Below are 20618 nucleotides of genomic sequence, written 5' to 3' on the forward strand. Positions count from 1 at the left end.
TATAATGCCTTTCATGCAAGAATCGACACTGTATGGCCGCGTGCTCGGCCTCGCCAACCTTGGCTTGATGGTGCTGGACACCGGCCAGCGCATCGTTTTCTGGAATCAATGGCTGGCCAGCCGCTCCGGCATGGCGGCGTCCCGCGTGCAAGGGCTCACCTTGCTGGAGGCCTTTCCCGAACTGGAGGGGCAGCGTATCGAGCAGTCGGTCCACACGGCGTTGTCCAGCAACCTGCCTGCCGTGCTGCCGCAAAACCAGAACCGCGCGCCCTTCCCTCTTTTTGCCGCCGGCACCTGGGGCGGCGAGCGCATCGAGCAGGCCGTCTCCATGACGCCTTTCACCGAGGGCAAGGAGCGCTTTTGCCTGGTCGAGGTGGTGGACGTGAGCAATACGGTAGGCCGCGAGCGCCAGTTGCGCGGCCAGGCGGAAGCCCTGCGCGCCCAATCCTATGTGGATGGCCTGACCGGCATCGCCAACCGCCGCCATTTCGATGTGGCGCTCGACCGCGAACTGCGCCGCGCGCAGCGCCAGGACGCACCGCTATCGCTTCTATTGATGGATATCGATTCCTTCAAGGCTTACAACGACCATTTCGGCCACCAGCAAGGCGATGCCTGCCTGACCTTGGTGGCAGAGGCCTTCGCGTCGCGCCTGCAACGCCCGGCCGACCTGGCGGCGCGGTACGGCGGCGAAGAGTTTGCCGCCGTGCTGCCCGATACCACGCCCGAACAGGCATCACAGCATGCGGAAGTAATCCGTGCATATGTGGAATCCCTGAAAATGGCGCACGCACCCAAGGCCGTGCATCCCCACGTCACCCTGAGCATCGGCGTCGCCAGTTTCGACAAGGAGCGGCTGCACGACGCCAAGTCGCTGCTGGAAGCGGCCGACCGCGCGCTCTATATCGCCAAGCGCGAGGGCCGCAACCGGGTGGTCGTCGGGGAGCCGGACTAACCCTTGTAGAAATACGGGTCGAGCGCAGTTACCTGCGTGATTTTGTCGACCGGCAGATTGTTCATTTCGGCTGTCTTGCGGATCGCTTCGGGCGATGGCGCTTCATACAGGCAGTAAGTCTTGTGCAGGTCGTCACTCACATAGGAATGGATCCAGGTGACACCGCTGCCGGCATTGGTGCCGATGACAAGGTCGCAGGCCTTGGCGCCTTCGGCATTGACGGGGATGTGCAAGCCTTCCGGGAAAGTACGCTCAACAATATAGCGGGGCATGATGGTCTCCTTGGGATCGGCGGCCGCGCCGCCAATCTTCACCATAGACCATCTTACCGCGCTGTCCAGACCTGATGAGCCACTAGCTCTGCAGTGGCGGCCGACATGGTCCAGCCCAGGTGGCCGTGGCCGGTGTTGTAGAACACGCCCGGACGCTTGCCGCGACCGACACGCGGCATCAGGTCGGGCATCATCGGGCGCAGGCCGGCCCAAGGCACCACCTGGCGCGTGCTCACGCCGGGGAAGCATTGCTGCACCCATTTCACCAGGGGCGCAATGCGGTCGGCGCGGATGTCGCGGTCAAAGCCATTGAATTCCGCCGTTCCCGCCACGCGGAAGCGGTTGTCGCCCAGGCGGCTGCTGACCAGTTTCGTGGCGTCGTCGACCAGGCTGGCCGTTGGTGCGGCGGCGCGGCTGTCGGCGTCGTCCAGCATGACCGTGATCGAATAGCCCTTTACCGGATAGACGTTGACGCGATCGCCCAGCATGGCCGCCATGACGCGGCTGGCAGTGCCGGCGCAGACCACCATTGCATCGAAACCTTGCTGATGTTCGGCGCCTTCGCGCATATAGGCCACATGGGCGCCCTTATCGCCAGCCTGCAGGCGGCGCACCTCGGCGCCATACACCGTCTTGACGCCGCGCGCTTGCGCCGCCTGCGCCAGGCCGACGGTGAACTTATGGATATCGCCCGTGCTGTCGCTCTCGGTGAAGAAGCCGCCGTAGAACCGGCCTTCCAGCGTTGGCTCAATGGCGCGCATTTCCTCCGGCGTGACGGCGCGCCGCTCCAGGCCGCCTTGTGCCAGCAGGGCGCTTACCTGGGCCGCGTGGTCAAAGCCGGCCTTGTCGCGGCAGACGTGCAGGATGCCTTCCTGCCGCGCGTCGAAGTCGATGCCCTCTTCTCGCGCCCAGCCAAACAAGTGTTCGCGGGCGGCGATGGCCAGCCGCGCGCAGGCGACGGTGTTGGCTTCGTAATGGGGTATGGCGGACAGGAATTCGGCAAACCAGGACAGCTTGTGCCAGCTCGGCCTGGGGTTGACCAGCAGGGGAGCATCGCCGCGCAGCATCCATTGCAGGCCTTTGCGCACGGTGCCCCAGCTGTTCCACACTTCGGCGTGGCAGGCCGATAGCTGGCCGCCATTGGCAAACGACGTTTCCATGGCAGGATAGCGGTGGCGCTCAAACAGGGTAACTGCCAGGCCGCGGCGGGCCAGGGCGTAGGCGGTGGTGACGCCGGTCACGCCTCCGCCTATGACTGCGATTGATCTCATCCTACTGCGCCGCCATCCTTCCATGCGAGGCGGCGCCGGTCGTACCCAGTGCGCCGGCGATCAGCAGTACGTACCACAGGGCGCCAGTGCCGCCGTGCAGCGCCAGCATGGCGGTGGCGTCGGCCACCAGCGCTATCGCGCAGGCAAGGGCCAGCACCAGCAAGGCGATCGATACGCCAAACGACAGTGCGCGGAAATTGGCCACGCGTGCGCCGGTGGCGAACAGCAGGTATCCGGCCACGCTAAACAGCGGGAACATCAGCCACAGCGAGGCGCCGGCGGCCAAACCGCCCACGCCCAATTGGGCCATGACCAATGCGGCTCCTGAAAAAAGGCCTAGCGCCAAAAGCAGTGCTCCAACAATGGCTAGGATCATGGTTTTGCTCCTTGAGTACCAAAATACCAAAATAAGAATCTACTAATAATCCCCATTGTAAACGCAACATGGCGGCGGCCACTGATTTAGTACAATAGGTTTTTTCGTCCCCAACGTTTCCAGGACCGCAATGAACCAGCTCGAACAGCTCAAGCAATACACCACCGTGGTTGCCGATACCGGCGATTTCCAGTCGATCAAGGCTTATGCTCCGCAAGACGCGACAACCAATCCGTCGCTGATCCTGAAGGCCGTGCAGAAGGACGAGTACAAGCCGCTGCTGGAAAAGGCCGTGCGCGACAACCCGACCGCCTCGACCGGCGACATCATCGACAAGCTGCTGATCGCCTTCGGTACCGAGATCCTGAAGTTTGTTCCTGGCCGTGTTTCGACCGAGATCGACGCGGCACTGTCTTTCGACGTGGCGGGCAATGTGGCCAAGGGCCGCGAGCTGATTTCCCTGTATGAGAAGGCCGGCATTCCACGCGAGCGTGTGCTGATCAAGATTGCCTCGACCTGGGAAGGCATCCGCGCCTCCGAGCAGCTGGAGAAAGAAGGCATCCGCACCAATATGACCCTGCTGTTCTCGCTGTGCCAGGCTATCGCCTGCGCGGAAGCGGGGTCGCAGCTGATTTCGCCTTTCGTGGGCCGCATCTACGATTGGTACAAGAAGTCGACCGGCATCGACTACCAGGGCGCAGAAGATCCGGGCGTGCAGTCGGTCAAGCGCATCTACAATTACTACCGCAAGTTCGGCTACAAGACCGAGGTGATGGGCGCGTCCTTCCGCAATACCAGCCAGATCCTGGAACTGGCGGGCTGCGACCTGCTGACCATCTCGCCGGAACTGCTGCAGAAGCTGTCCGCTACCCAGGGTGCGGTCGCGCGCAAGATGTCCGCTGCCGATACCGGCACCGCGGTCAAGATCGCGATGGACGAGAAGACTTTCCGCTTCATGCTCAATGAAGACGCCATGGCGACCGAGAAGCTGGCCGAAGGCATCCGCGCCTTCGTGGCGGACTCGAATAAGCTGAAGCAGATGATCTCGGCCATGCGCTAAGCAACTCCCGTATCCGCATGCAAAAAGGGCGCCTCGGCGCCCTTTTGCTATACAAAACGTTACAATTGACAGTGTTATACAATTTCCGGCGCAGTCCCACTCACAAAAAGAGACGCCATGAAACCTGTATTGCGCACCTTGCCGCTGGCAATCGCCCTGTCGCTTACCCTCGCGGCCTGCGGCGATAAGAAAGACGCCAACAAAGCCGCCCCGCCCCCTCCCGCCATTTCCGTCATCACCGTCACATCCGGCGCTGTCACCATTACCAATGAGCTACCTGGCCGCGTTGAAGCTTCGCGCATCGCGCAGGTGCGGGCGCGGACGCCGGGGATCGTGCTGCAGCGGGTGTTCAAGGAAGGCGGCGACGTCAAGGCAGGTGAAGTCCTGTTCCGCATCGATCCCGCGCAATTCCAGGCCAACGTGGAAAGCGCCGACGCTGCCATCGCCCGCGCCGAAGCCAACCTGGCCCAGGCCGACCTGAAGGCCAAGCGCTACAAGCCGCTGCTGGCGGCGCAGGCGGTGAGCCAGCAGGAATACGATGACGCCGTGACCGCGCAAAAGCAGGCGGCAGCCGAGCTGCAGTCGGCGCGCGCCGCGCGCAAGAATGCCGGGCTGACGCTGGGTTACGCCACGGTGACCGCACCGATCGCGGGACGCGTGGGCCGCGCCCTGGTGACCGAGGGTGCACTGGTCGGGCAGAACGAAGCAACGCCGATGGCGACCGTGCAGCAGCTCGATCCGATCTACGTCACCATCACCCAATCGTCCGCCGAGCTGCTGCGCCTGAAGCAGGCCCTGGCCAGCGGCACGCTGAAAAGCGCCGGCAAGGACCAGGCGCGCGTCACGCTGCTGACTGAAGACGGACAGGAATACTCGCGCCCCGGCAAGCTGCTGTTCTCCGATGTGGCAGTGGATGAATCGTCCGGCTCCGTTTCGATGCGCGCTGAATTCCCGAATCCAGACCGCACCCTGCTGCCGGGCATGTACGTGCGCGCCCGCCTGGAGCAAGGCGTGAACGAAGCCGCCATCACCGTGCCGCAGCAGGCCGTGGTACGCGGCGCCGAAGGCGCCTCGGTTTGGGTGGTCGGCGCCGACAACAAGGTCAGCTCGGTACCCGTCAAGGCCGACGCCTCGGTGGGCGGAAAATGGGTGGTCAGCTCGGGGCTGAAAGGCGGCGAGCGCATCGTCGTCGAGGGCTTCCAGAAAACCAAGCCAGGCGGCACCGTGAATCCGGTTCCATGGAAAGGTCCAGCAAATGGGCCGGCACCGGCGGGCGCTGCGCCTGCCGCATCCGCCCCGGCGGCCAAGTAAAGGGGCCGCCACATGGCAAAGTTCTTTATCGACCGCCCCGTATTCGCGTGGGTGATCGCACTCTTCATCCTGCTGGGTGGAGCGCTGTCGATCACCATGCTGCCGGTGGCGCAGTACCCGACCATCGCACCGCCATCCATCGTGGTCAGCGCCGCTTATCCCGGCGCCACCGCGCAGGTGCTGGACGATGCCGTCACCTCTGTCATCGAGCAGGAGATGAATGGCGCGGACGGCCTGCAATATGTGGAGTCGCAAAGCGATTCCAACGGTTCCGTCAGCATCACCGTCACCTTCCAGCCGGGCACCAATCCGGACCTGGCGGCGGTGGACGTGCAGAACCGCATCAAGCGCGTTGAATCGCGCCTGCCGCAGGCGGTGATCCAGCAGGGCGTGCAGGTGAACAAGGCGCGCTCCAATATCCTGATGTTTGTCGGCGCGTATTCGAGCGACGGCAGCATGGACCCGACCGCCATTGGCGACTACCTGGCGCGCAATGTGCTCAATGAAGTGAAGCGCCTGCCGGGCGTGGGCCAGGCCCAGCTGTTCGGTACCGAGCGCTCCATGCGCATCTGGGTCGATCCCGACAAGCTGACCGGCTACAAGCTCAATATGAGCGATGTGACCACCGCCATCCGCCAGCAGAATGCCCAGGTGGCGGGCGGCACGGTGGGCGACCTGCCCAATCCGCGCTCGCAGGCCTGGTTTGCACCGGTAGTGGTGACGGGCCAGCTCTCGTCCGTCGAGGAATTCGGCAAGGTGGTGCTGCGCGCCAACCGCGACGGCTCCCTGGTGCGCCTGCGCGACGTGGCGCGCATGGAATTGGGCGGCGCCAGCTACGGCATCAGCGCGCGCCTGAACGGTCAGCCATTCGTGGCCATCGCGGTACAGCAATCGTTGACCGGCAATGCGCTGGCTACCGCCACCATCGTGCGCGAGAAGATGGACGAGCTGTCGAAATACTTCCCGCCAGGCCTGAAGTACACGGTGCCGTATGACACTTCGCTGTTCGTCAAAATCTCCATCGAGGAAGTGGTCAAGACCCTGCTGGAAGCAGTGGCGCTGGTGTTCCTGGTGATGTATATCTTCCTGCAGAACTTCCGCTACACATTGATCCCGACCATCGTCGTGCCGGTCGCGCTGATGGGTACTTTCGCGGCGATGCAGGTATTCGGCTTCTCGATCAACGTGCTGACCATGTTCGGCATGGTGCTGGCGATCGGCATCCTGGTCGACGATGCGATCGTGGTGGTGGAAAACGTTGAGCGCATCATGAGCGAGGAAGGCCTGTCGCCGCGCGATGCGACGCGCAAGGCCATGTCGCAGATCACGGGCGCGATCATCGGCATTACGCTGGTGCTGATTGCGGTGTTCATCCCGATGGCCTTCTTCGGCGGCGCGGTGGGTGCGATTTACCGCCAGTTCTCGCTGTCGATGGTGTCGGCCATGGTGTTCTCGGCACTGATGGCGCTGTCGCTGACGCCTGCGCTGTGCGCGACCATGCTCAAGCCGGTCGAAGCGGGCCACCACCATGCCAAGACCGGCATTTTCGGCTGGTTCAACCGCGGCTTCGCTTCCACCGCCTCGCATTACCAAGGCTGGATTGGCAAGATCCTGACGCGCACCGGGCGCTTCCTGATCATCTACGCGGCCTTGCTGGGCGCGGTGGCGCTGCTGTACGTACGCCTGCCCTCCTCCTTCCTGCCGAACGAGGACCAGGGCTATATCATCGCCAACGTGCAGCTGCCGCCGGGCGCATCGCGCAGCCGTGCCGAGGCGGTGCTGGCGGAAGTGGATTCCTATTTCCGCGCCCAGCCGGGCGTGGCGCGCACGATTGCGGTGGCCGGCTTCAGCTTCTCGGGCAGCGGCCAGAATGCCGGCCTGGTGTTCGTTCCGCTGAAGGACTGGAAGGAGCGCGGCCCCGACCAGTCAGCCGATGCCATTGCCATGCGTTCCTTCGGCGGCCTGGCCCACATCCAGGATGCGCAAGTGTTTGCGCTGAGCCCGCCGCCGATCCGTGAGCTGGGCAACGCCACCGGCATTACGGCACGCCTGCAGGACCGCGGCGGCCTTGGCCACGAAGCTTTGCTGGCGGCGCGTAACCAGTTGCTGGAGTTGGCGGGCAAGAGCAAGATCCTGACCGGCATGCGCCCGGAAGGCCTGGAAGATGCGCCGCAGCTGCAAGTCGATATCGACCGCGAAAAAGCCAATGCGCTGGGCGTGGCCTTTACCGATATTGCGGGCACGCTGGGTACGGCTTTCGGTTCCTCCTATGTGAACGACTTTGCAGCCAGCGGCCGGCAACAGCGCGTGATCGTGCAGGCCGACCAGACGCGGCGCATGCAGCCGGAAGACATCCTGCGGCTGAACGTGAAGAGCAGCACCGGCGCCATGGTGCCGTTTGCGTCCTTCGCGACGACGCGCTGGGTGACGGGGCCGATCCAGCTGGTGCGCTATAACGGCTATCCGGCTTACCGCCTCACCGCCAATGCGGCGCCGGGGCATTCCACTGGCGAGGCAATGGAAGAGCTGCTCAGCCTGGCCAACCAGCTTCCACCGGGCTTCAGCATCGAATGGACTGGCCAGTCTTCCGAGGAACGCTTGTCGGGCTCGCAGGCGCCAGCGCTGTTTGCCTTGTCCATGCTGGCGGCTTTCCTCGTGCTGGCTGCGCTGTATGAGTCGGAATCGATTCCGGTTGCCGTGCTGCTGGTGGTGCCGCTGGGCGTGCTGGGGGCATTGCTTGGCGCGCATATCCGCAGTTTGCCGAATGACGTTTACTTCAAGGTGGGCCTGATTGCGATTATCGGCTTGTCAGCCAAGAACGCGATCCTGATTATCGAGTTTGCAAAAGACTTGCAGGCGCAAGGCAAGGGACTGATTGAGGCGACACTGGAGGCAGTGCACCTGCGTTTCCGCCCGATCATCATGACCTCGTTGGCCTTCATCCTCGGCGTGCTGCCGCTGGTGATCGCGTCGGGTGCAGGTTCGGCCTCGCAGCGCGCGATCGGTACCGGCGTGATGGGCGGGATGATTACCGCCACCGTGCTCGCGGTGTTCCTGGTACCGGTGTTCTTTGTGGTGGTGCGCCGCATTTTCAAAGGCAGCGAGCGCCAACGCCGACTGGCCGCACATGAACTGGATATGCCGGAGAAAAAGCAATGACGAAACATGATTCCCTCGCATCGCCAGCCATGAGCGTCGCCGCTTCAGCTCGTGCCGCTGCGTGCGCCGCAGCGCCGCGCGTCCGCGCACTGGCAATTGCGATGCTGCTGGCTGGCGCCATGTCCGGCTGCTCGATGGCTCCGGCTTACCAGCGCCCCGCGGCGCCGGTGGCGGACAATTTCCCAGCCCTGCCGCCAGCTGTGGGCGCCACGGCGGACAGCGCCGCTGCCGGCGGTACGCAGCGGTCCGCAACGGACACCGGCTGGCGCGCCTTCTTCCCCGACGGCCGTCTGCAGCAGCTGATTGAAGCCGCGCTTGAAAACAACCGCGACCTGCGTATCGCCGCCCTGCGCATTGAAGAAGCGCGCGGCGCCTACCGCATCCAGCGCGCCGACCGCTTGCCAACGCTGAACGCCAGCCTGAGCGAATCGCGTGGCCGTACGCCGGGCTTCGCGACTCCTACTGGCCAGCCACAGACCGGGGAGCGCTTTGATGCAAGCCTTGGCATCTCCGCCTTCGAGCTGGATTTCTTCGGCCGCGTGAAAAGCCTGAGCGACTCGGCCCTGGCCAGCTACCTCGCCACGGAAGAAGCGAAACAGGCCGCGCAAATCAGCCTGGTCGCCGAAGTGGCCAAGGCCTACTACACGGAACGCGCCTTCGCCGAACAGCAAGCCCTGGCTGAAAGCACCTACGATGCCCGCAAGCGCACCTTCGACCTGACCAGGCAGCGCGTTGAAGCGGGCGCCTCGTCGCGCCTCGACCTGCGTTCCAACGAGCAGCAGATGGAGACTGCCCGTGCCGCCGCCCTGGCGCTGGCACGCCAGCGCGCGCAAGCCGCGAACGCCCTCACTTTGCTGGTCGGCCAGGCACGGCCCGCTGCGCCTGGAGCGCCGCCGGCGTTGGACGACGCGCAAGCCGATGCCATGTCCGCGCTGACAGCAGGGCTGCCGTCGGACCTGCTGGCCAACCGCCCCGACATCCGCGCCGCCGAGCAGCGCCTGAAGGCCGCCAACGCCAACATCGGCGCCGCCCGCGCCGCCTTCTTCCCGCGCATTACGCTGACTACCTCGGTCGGCAGCGCCAGCCGCGATTTCAGCGGCCTGTTCGAAAGCGGCAGCGGCACCTGGAGCTTCGCACCGCAACTGGTGCTGCCCATCTTCGACACCGGCCGCAATATGGCCAACCTGGACGTAAGCCACGCGCGCAAGAGCATCGCTGTCGCGGACTACGAAAAGACCATCCAGTCCGCCTTCCGCGAAGTGGCAGACGCGCTGGCGGCGCGCAGCTACCTCGGCGAGCAGGTCGCCGCCCAGCGCGCGGTGCAGGAGGCCCAGGCCGAACGCCTGCGTCTATTACAATTACGCTTTGAAAATGGGGTCGCCAGCTCGCTCGACGTGCTCGACGCCCAACGCGAATTGTTCACCGCGGAGCAGGCCCTCGTGCAGGCGCGCCTGCTGCGCACAACCAGCGCCATCGATTTGTACCGGGCGCTTGGAGGAGGCTTGAAGTAGTGGATTCACCGATCAGTATCCGGCTCGGCGCGCGCGCCCGCCAGCGCATCGAGCGCGAAGGCTTGCAGGCCGCCGACATCGCCATCATCCCCGCTGCGGCGGGCGGCCCCAAAGGCCTGATCCTGAACGGCATCGACCAGTGGATGTTCGGCGAATGGCTGAAACAGGCGCCGCGCCAGCGCCGCCTGATCGGTGCGTCGATCGGCGCCTGGCGCATGGCGGCTGGGGCTTTCCACGACCCGGTGGCGGCGCACAAGCGCCTGGCGCACCACTACGCCCACCAGACCTACCCCGACAAGGTGGATGCGGCCTATGTCAGCCGCGTGATTCGCGGCCTGCTGGACAGCGTGCTCGATGGCCGCGGCGAAGAAATGCTGGCCAACCCCGATTACCTGCTGTCGGTCATCACGGTGCGCGGCATCGGCCCGCTGGCCAACACGGGCGGCAGCCGCTGGCGCGAAATGGCGGGCTTCCTGCGCGCCGCCGCCGGCAATGCCGTCTCGCGCAGCCGCCTGGCCGGCGCCATGGAACGGGTGGTCTTCCACGACAGCCGCGATGACGCGGCCTGGCTGCGCACCAGCTTTGATGCCTTCGCCTCGCATTACGTCGACCTGTCGGAAGAGAACCTGCATTCGGCACTGCTGGCATCCGGCTCCATCCCGCTGGTACTGCAGGCGGTGAGCGATATCCACGGCGCACCACCCGGCGACTACTGGGACGGCGGCTTGATCGACTACCACCTGCACCTGCCCTACCAGCGCGACGAAGGCCTGGTGCTGTACCCGCACTTCACCGACCATATCGTGCCGGGCTGGCTCGATAAGTCAATGCCATGGCGGCGCGCCCGCGACAGCGCCCTGGAAAACGTGATCCTGGTTTCGCCCTCGCCGTCCTTCGTGGCGCGCCTGCCGAACCGTAAGCTGCCCGACCGCACGGACTTCAAACACTACGGCCAGGACCACGCCGCTCGCATCCGCGACTGGACCTACGCCATCGTCGAAAGCGAGCGGATGGCCGACGCCCTGGCGCAATGGGCGGAAAAGCCTGACTTGCACGCGACGCAATCTTTCTAAGCTACGTGATATCCCTGTTGCAGCCTTGCAACGGGATATCTTCCGTCCAATTATTCGGGTGCATACTAGAACTCCAACCTCTGGAGGCCCGTATGCAATTCCTGTCCCAGCTCCGCATCGGTTCCCGCCTGGCCGCGGGCTTCGGCATCGTCCTGCTGCTGTCGGCAATCGGCACCAGCTACGCCCTTTACCATTCTAATGACACCGCCAACGCCACGCGCGCCATGATGGACCGCCCGCTGGCCAAAGAACGCATCGTGTCGGACTGGTATGTGCTGATTTACTCCGCCGTTGCCCGCACCCAGATGATCGCCCGCAGCAGCGATAACGAACTGTCGAATACCTTTGCCACCGCCATTGCGGACAGCGCCAAGCGTGGCGCGGAGCTGCTGAAGTCCATCGAAGGCCTGCTGGAATCGGACGAAGAACGCAAGATTTACCAGGATGCGGTAGCGATCCGCGCCAAATACCAGGACGCGAAGAACCAGGTGATGAACGCCAAAAAAGCCGGCGACGCGGCCGAAGGCGAGCGTCTTTACCGCGAGGCGTTCGAGCCGGCGGCCAAAGCCTACCAGGAGAAGGTCAAGGACTTGCTGGCGCAGCAGCGCAAGGCGATCGACGCCACGGCGGCGGGCATCAATGAAGCCAACGCGCGCAGCAACCGGCTGATGCTGGCCCTGGGCGTGATCCTGCTGGCGTTCGGCGCCTGGGCCGCGTGGGTGATTTCGCGCAGCATCACCGTGCCGCTGAATTCCGCGCTGAGCATCGCCAACACCGTGGCCGAGGGGGACTTGACTACCCGCTTCGACGAAGAAACCGCGCGCGACGAAATCGGCGACCTGATGAAGGCCTTGCGCGGCATGAACGACGCGCTGCGGCGCGTGGTGAGCCAGGTGCAGACCGGCACCACGGCCATCGCCACGGCTTCCAGCGAAATTGCGGAGGGCAACCTGGACCTGTCCTCGCGCACCGAGCAGCAAGCCAGCTCACTTGAAGAAACCGCTTCCTCGATGGAGGAACTGACCTCCACCGTGCGCCAGAATGCCGACAACGCCAACCAGGCCAACCAGCTCGCGCAGGCAGCGTCCGACGTGGCGGCACGCGGCGGCGAGATCGTCGGCCAGGTGGTCGAGACCATGGGCTCCATCGACGCCTCCTCGCGCAAGATTGTGGACATTATCGGCACCATCGACGGCATCGCATTCCAGACCAATATCCTCGCGCTGAATGCAGCGGTGGAAGCGGCGCGTGCCGGCGAACAGGGACGCGGCTTCGCCGTGGTCGCCTCCGAGGTGCGCAACCTGGCGCAGCGTTCGGCCGCAGCGGCGAAAGAGATCAAGGAGCTGATCGACAATTCCGTCTCGCAGGTGAACGCCGGCACTTCGCTGGTGCAGCAGGCCGGCACCACGATGGGCGAGGTGGTGACCAGCGTGCGCCGCGTGACCGACATCATGGGCGAGATCACCTCGGCCAGCCGCGAACAAAGCGTTGGCATCGATGAAGTGAACCAGGCCATCGGCCAGATGGACCAGGTGACGCAGCAGAATGCGGCGCTGGTGGAAGAAGCTGCGGCCGCTGCGGCGAGCATGCAGGAGCAGGCGGCACAACTGGCGCAAGTCGCCGCTTCGTTCCGCCTTGGCACGGAAGCCGTGGCCCGCTGGAGCGCCCAGCCCCGCCCAGCAGCGCGCGCAGTTGCCGACGATGCTTCCACAGCCGTCGAGGCCAAGCCAGCAAAGCGCTTGACCGCGCCCGATCCGCGTGCCAAGCCGCGCCCAGCACCTCGCTCGTCGGCAAACGATTCCGAGCGCCCGACGGAACGTCGCACAAAGAGCGAACGTCGCGCCCCGGCGCCGGCCAATGATGAATGGGAAGAGTTCTGAGACTACGCCCGGTCAACGGTTCCTGGAAGGCCGGTTTGAGCCATACCGGGCCAGCCCTACTCGCCGAGGAACATCTGCTGCAGGTCGTTGAGGAAGCGCTGGCCTAGTTCTGTGGGTTTGATCAGCATGTGGTCGCGGTACAGCAGGCCCTTGGCTTCGGCCGCGTTCAGTTGCTTCTCGATGGTGTTGAGCGCGACACCGGTGCGCTCGGCGAACAGGTTCGGCTCGAAGCCGCCTTGCAAGCGCAAAGCGTTCAGCATGAACTCGAAGCCCATTTCGTCGCGCGACAATTCGCGCTCTTCCTGCACCGGATTGCCGGCGGCCACTGCATCCATATACGACTTGGGCTGCTTGTAGCGCGCCTGGCGCAGCACGCGGTGCGGGAAGGACAGCTTGGAGTGCGCGCCGGCGCCGATGCCGAGGTAGTCGCCGAACTGCCAGTAATTCAGGTTATGGCGCGCCTGGTGGCCGGGCTGGGCGTAGGCAGAGACTTCGTAGTGGCCGTAGCCGTTGGCGGCAGTCATCTCGGCGATCATGTCCTGCATATCCGCGCTCAGGTCGTCGTCCGGCAGCTGCGGCGGATATTTGGCGAACAGGGTGTTCGGTTCCATCGTCAGGTGGTACAGCGACAGGTGCGGCGGCTTGAAATCAATCGCGGTCTGGATATCCTGGCGCGCCTGCTCGAGCGTCTGGTTCGGCAGTGCGTACATCAGGTCCAGGTTGAAGTTGTCGAAGTTCGCCAGCGCGATCTCCACCGCGCGTTTCGCTTCACCGTCATCGTGGATGCGCCCCAGTGCTTTCAGGTGCTCGCTGTTGAAGCTCTGGATGCCAATCGACAGGCGGTTAACGCCGCTGTCGCGGTAGGAGCGGAATTTCTCGGCTTCGAAGGTGCCTGGGTTGGCCTCCATCGTGATCTCGCAGGCGCCGTCCAGCGGCAGCAGGCTGCGCAGGTCCGACATCAGGCGATCCATGCCCGCTGCCGACATGAGGCTAGGCGTGCCGCCGCCGATGAAGACGGTGTAAATCTTGCGGCCCCAGATCAGGGGCAGCGACATTTCCAGGTCGCGGCGCAGCGCGTCGAGGTATTCCTTCTCGGGCACTTCGCCCTTGGCTTCATGCGAATTGAAGTCGCAATACGGGCACTTGCGCACGCACCACGGCCAATGGATGTACAGCGACAGCGGCGGCAAGGCTTGCAGGTTCAGCGCGCCAGGACGCAAGTAGGTAGCAGCGACGCCGGCGGCGCTGTCGATGGTGCGGCTTGGTACGGCATTGCCGACCGGCTTAATCGGGATCATTTCTTCAGCTTCTCTACCAGCGCACGCAGGGCCTGGCCGCGATGGGACAGGCGGTTCTTCTCTTCAGGCGCCAGCTCGGCCACGTGCTTGCCCAGTGATGGAATCAGGAAGTGCGGGTCATAGCCGAAGCCCCCCTCGCCGCGCGCCTCCGGCGAGATCACGCCTTCCCAGCGCCCGTCGGCGATCACCGGCTGCGGATCGTCCGCGTGGCGCACGAACACCAGCACGCAGTAATAGTAGGCCGATTTGTCTGCATGCGCAGCCAGGTCGGCAATGACCTTTTCATTGTTGCGCGCGTCCGACTTCGGCTCGCCGGCGTAGCGAGCCGAGTACACGCCCGGCGCGCCGCCCAGCGCGTTCACGCATACACCCGAGTCGTCGGCCAGCGCCGGCAGGCCGGTCAGGCGCGACGCATGGCGTGCCTTCGTTAGTGCATTTTCGACAAAAGTGTGAAAAGGCTCTTCCGCCTCCGGTACGTCGAATTCGCCCTGCGGATGGACGGAGAAGCCAATGGTCGCGAGCAGCTCGTTGAATTCCTTGAGCTTGCCCTTGTTGTTCGATGCGAGAACGATACGCTGTGTCATGAATGTCGGCTCATATGAGAGAGCCGACATTTTAAACCACTTGCAGCACCAGCTTGCCCTGGTTGGCGCCTGTGAACAGCTTGCCAAAAGTCTCGGGGAAGGTGTCCAGGCCTTGCACCACGTGCTCGCGGGTTTTCAGCTTGCCGGACTGGATCCAGCCGCCCATGGTGCCGATGGCTTCCATGGCGCGGTGATAGTAGTCGCTTACCATCACGCCGCGCATGGTGGCGCGCTTGACCAGCAGTTGCAGGTAGTTCGCCGGGCCGGCCACTGCTTGCGTGTTGTTGTACTGCGAGATCGCGCCGCAAATGACGACCCGGGCGCCGTGCGCCAGGTTGGCCAGTGCTGCATCGAGGGTCGTTCCGCCGACGTTATCAAAGAAGACATCGATGCCTTTTGGCGCATGCTGGCGCAATGCGGCCGCCACGTCTTCGGATTTGTAGTCGATGGCGGCATCAAAGCCCAGTTCCTCGACCAGGTAGCGCACCTTGTCCGCACCGCCGGCGATACCGACCACGCGTGCGCCTTTGAGTTTGGCGATCTGGCCCACGAGGGCGCCCACCGCACCGGCCGCGCCGGAGACCACCACCGTGTCGCCCTCTTTCGGCTGGCCCACGTCCAGCAGCCCGAAATAGGCTGTCAGGCCGGGCATCCCGAGTGCGCCGAGGAACAGCGGCAGCGGTGCCAGTTTCGGGTCGACCTTGTTTAATCCCGCGCCGTTATGGATAGCGAATTCCTGTACGCCCAGCAGGCCGGTGACGTGATCGCCAACAGCAAAGCCGGGGTTGCGCGATTCGCTCACGCGGCCCACGGCGATGGCGCGCATCACTTCGCCCAGCGCTACCGGAGGCATGTACGACTCAGTGGAGGCATTCATCCAGCCGCGCATGGCCGGGTCGAGGGAGATGTGGGAAATCTGGATCAGGATTTCGCCGTCTTGCAGCGCGCGCAGCGGCACGGTAGCGAATTCGAAATCGGTGCGCTGGACGGCGCCTTCTGGACGGTGGGCAAGCAGGAACTGGCGGTTGCTGGTCATGATGCGTTACTCCTTGGATGATTGAATGACGCCAGTGTACGGGGGCTTTCGATGCTTGATAAGTCAACAAATAGGCATTACATTGTTGACTATGGAGGAACAATGAACCCGCAACGCCTTGCTATTTTCGCTACCATCATCCAGGCCGGCAGTATCAGTGCCGCTGCGCTCAAGCTGGGCTGCGGGAAGTCGGTCGTTTCGCGCCAGCTGGCGCAACTCGAAAAGGGCCTGGGTGCGCGCTTGATCCAGCGTTCCACGCGCCAGCTTGCGCTGACGGAGGTTGGGCAGATGGTGCTGGAGGAGGCGCGCCAGATCGAGCGTTCGCTGGACAAGATCGCGCATCTCACCGACAGCTACCAGCAGCAGGTGCGCGGGCTGCTGCGCGTTTCGTGCTCGATGGCGGGACGGCGGGTGCTGGTGCCGCTGCTGGCCGAATTCACGGCGCTGTATACACAGGTGAAGGTGTCGCTGCAGCTGGATGATGCGATGGTGGATTTGATTGCGCAGCAGATTGATGTGGCGATACGTACTTCGGCGCTGGTCGATTCGACACTGGTGGCGCGGAAGCTGGCTGAGAATCCGAGCGTGGTGTGCGCGGCGCCGTCTTACCTGGCGCGTTGCGGGACGCCGCGTACGCCGCAGGAACTGCAGCAGCATGCTTGTTTGCTGTATGCGGTGGGGGCGCGTGTCTACGATGAGTGGAATTTTGGCGAGGCGGGCATTGTGCGGGTTGATGGGCCGTTGCAGATGAATGATGGGGGGGCGCTCGTTACGGCGGCTGTGGGTGGGGCGGGAGTGATCAAAGTGCCGTTGCCGATTGTGGCGGACGAACTGGCCAATGGGCAGTTGGTGCGGATTTTGGGGGATGTGGTACTGCCGGCGGGGGCGGCGACTTATGCGGTGTATCCGGCGCGGGAGTTTTTGCCGTTGAAGACGGGGGCGTTTGTTGAGTTTCTTGTTGCGCGGATGTCTAAACCCGGCAAACCAGGGTCAGACCCAAGGGTCTGACCCTGGTTTGCCGGGTTTGAATTAAAGGCCGAGAGCCTGCTTCTGCAGCTTGACCAGGTCGCGGATGCCGCCTTCGGCCAGGTCCAGCAGGCGGTTCATGGCGGCGCGGTCGAAGGCGGCGCCTTCTGCGGTGCCCTGCACTTCAACGAATGCGCCGGCGTCGGTCATGATCACGTTCATGTCGGTGTCGCAGTCCGAATCCTCCAGGTAATCCAGGTCGAGGACCGGTACGCCCTTGTACACGCCAACCGAGATCGCGGCCACGAAATGCTTGACCGGAATCGCTTCGATCATGCCGCGCGCCTTCAGCTTGGAGAACGCATCGTAGGCCGCCACCATGGCGCCGGTGATCGACGCGGTGCGGGTGCCGCCATCCGCCTGGATCACGTCGCAGTCCAGCTGCAAGGTGCGTTCGCCGAACGCTTCCAGGTCGAACGCTGCGCGCAGCGAGCGGCCAATCAGGCGCTGGATCTCTTGTGTGCGGCCGCTTTGCTTGCCCTTGGCCGCTTCGCGGTCCATGCGCGAATGCGTGGAGCGCGGCAGCATGCCGTATTCCGCCGTCATCCAGCCCTGGCCTTTGCCCTTCAGGAAACCTGGCACGCGCTCTTCGATGCTGGCGGTGCAAATCACCTTGGTGTCGCCGCACTCGATCAGCACAGAGCCTTCCGCGTGCTTGGTGTAGTCGCGGGTGATGCGGATATTGCGCAGCGCATCGACGGCGCGGCCACTCGGGCGGGTAACAGTGCTCATTTCAATCCTTGAGTAATTGGGAAGATTTTTCGATGGCGCCGCGGATTTCCTCGATCGCCTTTTCAATTTCGTCGTCGTCGAACACGTCGACTTCGGTCTTGGCGCCGTGGATGGTGGTGCTCACCACGTCGTCCGGCAGCTGCTCGGTCGAGATCACGGTGGAGCCGCCGTGCGTGGTCGGCACGGCATCGGACACCAGCGCGCCCTGCCACATGATGGCCAGCGCGGTGATGTTGTCGCTCGTGTCGCCGGCGCGGCGCAGCGCGGTCGCCAGCATATCCGGCACCGCACGCACGACAGTTTGCGTGGTCAGCATCTGCACCAGTTCTTCGTCGGTGCACATCGACCACAGGCCGTCCGAGCACAGCATCAGCGTATCGCCCGGCAGCAGGTTGGCGCGGCCGGAAATCTCGACGCGCGGCGTGCTGCCCGCGCCAACGCAGGCATACAGCTTGTTGCGGTCCGGGTGCGTATTGCGCGCCGATGCAGGGATCAGGCCCTTCTCGATCATGTTTTCCACGTGCGAGTGGTCGCGTGTACGGCCGTGAATCTGGCCATTGCGCACCCAGTACAGGCGCGAGTCGCCGCAGTGCGCCCAAACGGCCGTGTTGTGCTGCACCAGGCAGGCGACCAGGGTAGTCCGCGGCGATTCCGGCATATTGTGGGCCGCCGTGTATTTGTGGATTTCATGGTGCGCGGCCAGGATCGCCTCTTCCAGGAAGCGCTCCGCCCCCTTCACGTAAGGCGTGGCCTGCTGCTGGAACATCTGCGAAATGGTACGGGTGGCGATGGACGCGGCGATCTCGCCGCGGGCGTGGCCACCCATGCCGTCGGCCAGCACCAGCAGCAGCGCGTCGCGCGTGAAGCTGTAGCCCATGCGGTCCTGGTTGACCTTGCGGCCGCCAATGTGCGTCTCTTGGTAAACAGCGAATTGCATGGCAGGCCCTCCTTATTTTTGTGTGCGCGGTGCCGCATCTTTTTTGCGGCCGAATCCGAGCTTGCCTGCCAGCTTGCCCAGCTTTTCAATGGCTCCGGTGGGAGCGGGTGGCTCCGCCTTCGCAGGCGGCGTCTGAAGCATTTTCTGCAGTTCGAACAGGCTTTGCGGGCGCGCCAGCGGATCGATTTCCAGCGTCCAGCGCACCAGCTTGACCAGTTCCGGCGAATACAGGCCGTCCAGCCGCTGGAAGTGGGCCTCCATCTTGTCTTCCTTGCGGCGCTGGTCGGCCGGCTGCGGCGGCTGGCCCAGCATGCAGGCGAACATCGAGGCGCCGATCGAATACACGTCGGTCCAAGGGCCCAGCGCCTCGGTCTTGGAGTACAGCTCCGGCGGCGCGAAGCCTGGCGTATACATCGGCATCAGCTTCGGGCTGTCCGAATTGACGGTCTGGCGCGCCGCACCGAAGTCCAGCAGCATGGGCGTGCCGTCCGTGCGCAAGTAGATGTTGGCCGGTTTCAGGTCCAGGTGCAGCAGCTTATTGGTATGCACTTCGCGCAAGCCTTTCAGTACTTGCGTGAAAATCTGTCGCACAAAAGCCTCACTGCAATTGCGCCCCTTGCTGCGTTGGCGCTGGATGTGGTCCTGCAGCGAATGGCCCGATTCATAGGCCATGACCATGTAGACCGTTTCGTTCGCCCGGAAGAAATTCAGCACCCTTACAACATTCGGGTGTGAAATTTTCGCAAGTGCACGGCCTTCTTCGAAAAAGCACTTCAGCCCGATACGAAAGACCGGAAGGTTCGATTTCGTAACGACAGGCACCATCTCGCCCTCTTGACGCAATGCAAGGCTGCTTGGTAAATATTCTTTTATTGCTACCGCATTACCTTCTGCGTCGTAGGCCAGGTACACAATACTGAACCCACCTGACGCAATTTTCTTTACAATGCGGTATCCAGCAATTTCCAGACCATCCGGTAATGGAGCGTTGTTCTGAGCTGCCATAAGTTTCCTCGCTTCAACTAAACCGGATTGTGTGGGACAAAGCAATATATTGTAAAGACAAAGACAAAATCGGGGATATCCTTTGAGCATTTCCAGCATGACTGGCTACGCTGTAGCCACCAGCGAAAGCGCGGCGGGCACGCTGACAATTGAGATCAAGAGCGTCAATTCGCGCTTCCTTGACCTGCAATTCCGCATCAACGACGACCTGCGCGCCCTCGAACCCGATTTACGTACCGCCATCATGGCCGCCATCACCCGCGGCAAGGTCGAACTGCGACTGAGCTTCGGCCGCAAGGCCGCCGCCGCCGGCACCCAGGCCCTGAATGTAACCCTGCTCAATGAGCTGGCGCGCCTGCAAGGCGAGGTCAGCCAGCATTTCCCGGCTGCGGCACCGATGAGTGTTGCTGAACTACTTCGCTGGCCGGGTGTTGTTGAGGAGGCACAAATTGGCCAGGAATCACTGCAGGCCGACGTTGCCGCCCTGATGGGAACCACCCTGGCCGCCTTCGTCCAGAGCCGCCAGCGCGAAGGCGCGGCGCTGGAAGCGATGCTGGTTTCCCGCATCGAAGCGATGGAAGGCATTGTCAAAAGAATTACCCCACTGATTCCTCAGGTAGTTGCACAATTCCAACAAAAAGCCGTGGAACGTATGCAAGAGGCGCTCGGTTTGGCCTGCCAGGGGTCGAATACTTCGATGTCGCGCCAGGACGCGATGGAGCGTATTCGCCAGGAAGTGATCCTGTACGGCATCCGCATCGATGTGGCCGAAGAGCTGGGCCGCCTGTCGGCGCACCTGACGGAAACCCGCCACATCCTGAAAAAAGGCGGCCAGGTCGGCAAGCGCCTGGACTTCATGATGCAGGAACTGAACCGCGAAGCGAACACCCTGGGCGCCAAAGCCTCGGTCAAAGAACTGGCCGACGCCTCGATGGAGCTCAAGCTCCTGATCGAGCAAATGCGCGAACAAGTCCAGAACCTGGAATAACGAAAGTCGGGGCCGCTAAAAAAAGGTTCATCACGGATTGCTGTGATGTAGTCCTAAAAACAGGAAAGCGGTGAAGAAAAGTTAGACTTGTTGTGCGACCAACAAAACTCAACTTTACCCACCGCTTTCATGCAAGATAATAAT

Annotated in this window: 18 protein-coding genes; 9 read left to right on the plus strand and 9 right to left on the minus strand. The window is 63.5% G+C overall.

Going from position 1 to position 20618, the window contains the following annotated elements:
• Positions 1-13 precede the first annotated feature (13 nt).
• Positions 14-955: a GGDEF domain-containing protein gene (locus GM658_RS26490; protein WP_229417082.1), complete on the plus strand. Its 942-nt coding sequence runs from the start codon at positions 14-16 to the stop codon at positions 953-955.
• On the opposite strand, the gene GM658_RS26495 is transcribed toward GM658_RS26490, so the two are convergent.
• The 3 genes from GM658_RS26495 to GM658_RS26505 are packed head-to-tail and all read right to left on the minus strand — an operon-like array spanning position 952 to position 2808.
• Entirely contained in the window at positions 952-1227 is a 276-nt protein-coding gene (locus GM658_RS26495) for a DUF4242 domain-containing protein (RefSeq protein WP_155457131.1), read from the minus strand. The two genes, GM658_RS26490 and GM658_RS26495, sit on opposite strands and share 4 nt — an antisense overlap.
• 53 nt (positions 1228-1280) lie before the next feature.
• Positions 1281-2498 (minus strand): D-amino acid dehydrogenase, encoded by a 1218-nt coding sequence (locus tag GM658_RS26500; protein WP_155457117.1) that lies wholly within the window; start codon positions 2496-2498, stop codon positions 1281-1283.
• Between the two features lies 1 nt (position 2499).
• Positions 2500-2808, minus strand: coding sequence for a hypothetical protein (locus GM658_RS26505; RefSeq protein WP_155457118.1), 309 nt, complete (start codon positions 2806-2808; stop codon positions 2500-2502).
• Positions 2809-3004: 196 nt separating this feature from the next.
• On the opposite strand from GM658_RS26505, the gene tal reads away from it, so the two are divergent.
• The 6 genes from tal to GM658_RS26535 all read left to right on the plus strand — a co-directional run bounded on the left by tal (position 3005) and on the right by GM658_RS26535 (position 12868).
• Positions 3005-3934, plus strand: coding sequence for a transaldolase (gene tal / locus GM658_RS26510; RefSeq protein WP_155457119.1), 930 nt, complete (start codon positions 3005-3007; stop codon positions 3932-3934).
• A gap of 117 nt (positions 3935-4051) precedes the next feature.
• On the plus strand, positions 4052-5245 hold the full coding sequence (locus GM658_RS26515; protein ID WP_155457120.1) for an efflux RND transporter periplasmic adaptor subunit: 1194 nt from the start codon (positions 4052-4054) through the stop codon (positions 5243-5245).
• A gap of 12 nt (positions 5246-5257) precedes the next feature.
• Positions 5258-8404 (plus strand): efflux RND transporter permease subunit, encoded by a 3147-nt coding sequence (locus GM658_RS26520; protein WP_155457121.1) that lies wholly within the window; start codon positions 5258-5260, stop codon positions 8402-8404.
• 101 nt (positions 8405-8505) lie between these two features.
• Entirely contained in the window at positions 8506-9915 is a 1410-nt protein-coding gene (locus GM658_RS26525) for an efflux transporter outer membrane subunit (RefSeq protein ID WP_155457132.1), read from the plus strand.
• Entirely contained in the window at positions 9915-10988 is a 1074-nt protein-coding gene (locus GM658_RS26530; RefSeq protein ID WP_170298999.1) for a patatin-like phospholipase domain-containing protein, read from the plus strand. The genes GM658_RS26525 and GM658_RS26530 overlap by 1 nt, the downstream gene beginning before the upstream one ends.
• 92 nt (positions 10989-11080) lie before the next feature.
• Positions 11081-12868 (plus strand): methyl-accepting chemotaxis protein, encoded by a 1788-nt coding sequence (locus GM658_RS26535; RefSeq protein WP_155457122.1) that lies wholly within the window; start codon positions 11081-11083, stop codon positions 12866-12868.
• A gap of 56 nt (positions 12869-12924) precedes the next feature.
• Here the strand turns inward: GM658_RS26535 and hemW are convergent, their stop codons facing one another.
• Genes hemW through GM658_RS26550 form a run of 3 tightly spaced genes read right to left on the minus strand, consistent with a single transcriptional unit; the run spans position 12925 to position 15786 of the window.
• Positions 12925-14166 (minus strand): radical SAM family heme chaperone HemW, encoded by a 1242-nt coding sequence (hemW, locus tag GM658_RS26540; RefSeq protein WP_155457123.1) that lies wholly within the window; start codon positions 14164-14166, stop codon positions 12925-12927.
• Positions 14163-14750 (minus strand): RdgB/HAM1 family non-canonical purine NTP pyrophosphatase, encoded by a 588-nt coding sequence (gene rdgB, locus GM658_RS26545; protein ID WP_155457124.1) that lies wholly within the window; start codon positions 14748-14750, stop codon positions 14163-14165. The genes hemW and rdgB overlap by 4 nt, the downstream gene beginning before the upstream one ends.
• Before the next feature lie 31 nt (positions 14751-14781).
• Positions 14782-15786, minus strand: a complete 1005-nt coding sequence (locus GM658_RS26550) for an NADP-dependent oxidoreductase (RefSeq protein WP_155457125.1) — start codon at positions 15784-15786, stop codon at positions 14782-14784.
• A gap of 102 nt (positions 15787-15888) precedes the next feature.
• Between GM658_RS26550 and GM658_RS26555 the strand changes: the two genes are divergently transcribed.
• Positions 15889-16794 (plus strand): LysR family transcriptional regulator, encoded by a 906-nt coding sequence (locus GM658_RS26555; protein WP_155457126.1) that lies wholly within the window; start codon positions 15889-15891, stop codon positions 16792-16794.
• 21 nt (positions 16795-16815) lie between these two features.
• Here the strand turns inward: GM658_RS26555 and rph are convergent, their stop codons facing one another.
• Genes rph through GM658_RS26570 form a run of 3 tightly spaced genes read right to left on the minus strand, consistent with a single transcriptional unit; the run spans position 16816 to position 19486 of the window.
• Positions 16816-17544, minus strand: coding sequence for a ribonuclease PH (gene rph / locus GM658_RS26560; protein WP_155457127.1), 729 nt, complete (start codon positions 17542-17544; stop codon positions 16816-16818).
• Position 17545: 1 nt separating this feature from the next.
• Positions 17546-18481 (minus strand): PP2C family protein-serine/threonine phosphatase, encoded by a 936-nt coding sequence (locus GM658_RS26565; RefSeq protein WP_155457128.1) that lies wholly within the window; start codon positions 18479-18481, stop codon positions 17546-17548.
• A 12-nt stretch (positions 18482-18493) separates the two neighbouring features.
• Positions 18494-19486, minus strand: coding sequence for a serine/threonine protein kinase (locus tag GM658_RS26570; RefSeq protein WP_155457134.1), 993 nt, complete (start codon positions 19484-19486; stop codon positions 18494-18496).
• Positions 19487-19583: 97 nt separating this feature from the next.
• Between GM658_RS26570 and GM658_RS26575 the strand changes: the two genes are divergently transcribed.
• Positions 19584-20474 (plus strand): YicC/YloC family endoribonuclease, encoded by an 891-nt coding sequence (locus GM658_RS26575; protein ID WP_155457129.1) that lies wholly within the window; start codon positions 19584-19586, stop codon positions 20472-20474.
• Positions 20475-20618: the final 144 nt, after the last annotated feature.

The sequence above is a fragment of the Massilia eburnea genome (assembly GCF_009720745.1).
Classification (GTDB): Bacteria; Pseudomonadota; Gammaproteobacteria; order Burkholderiales; family Burkholderiaceae_D; genus Rugamonas; species Rugamonas eburnea.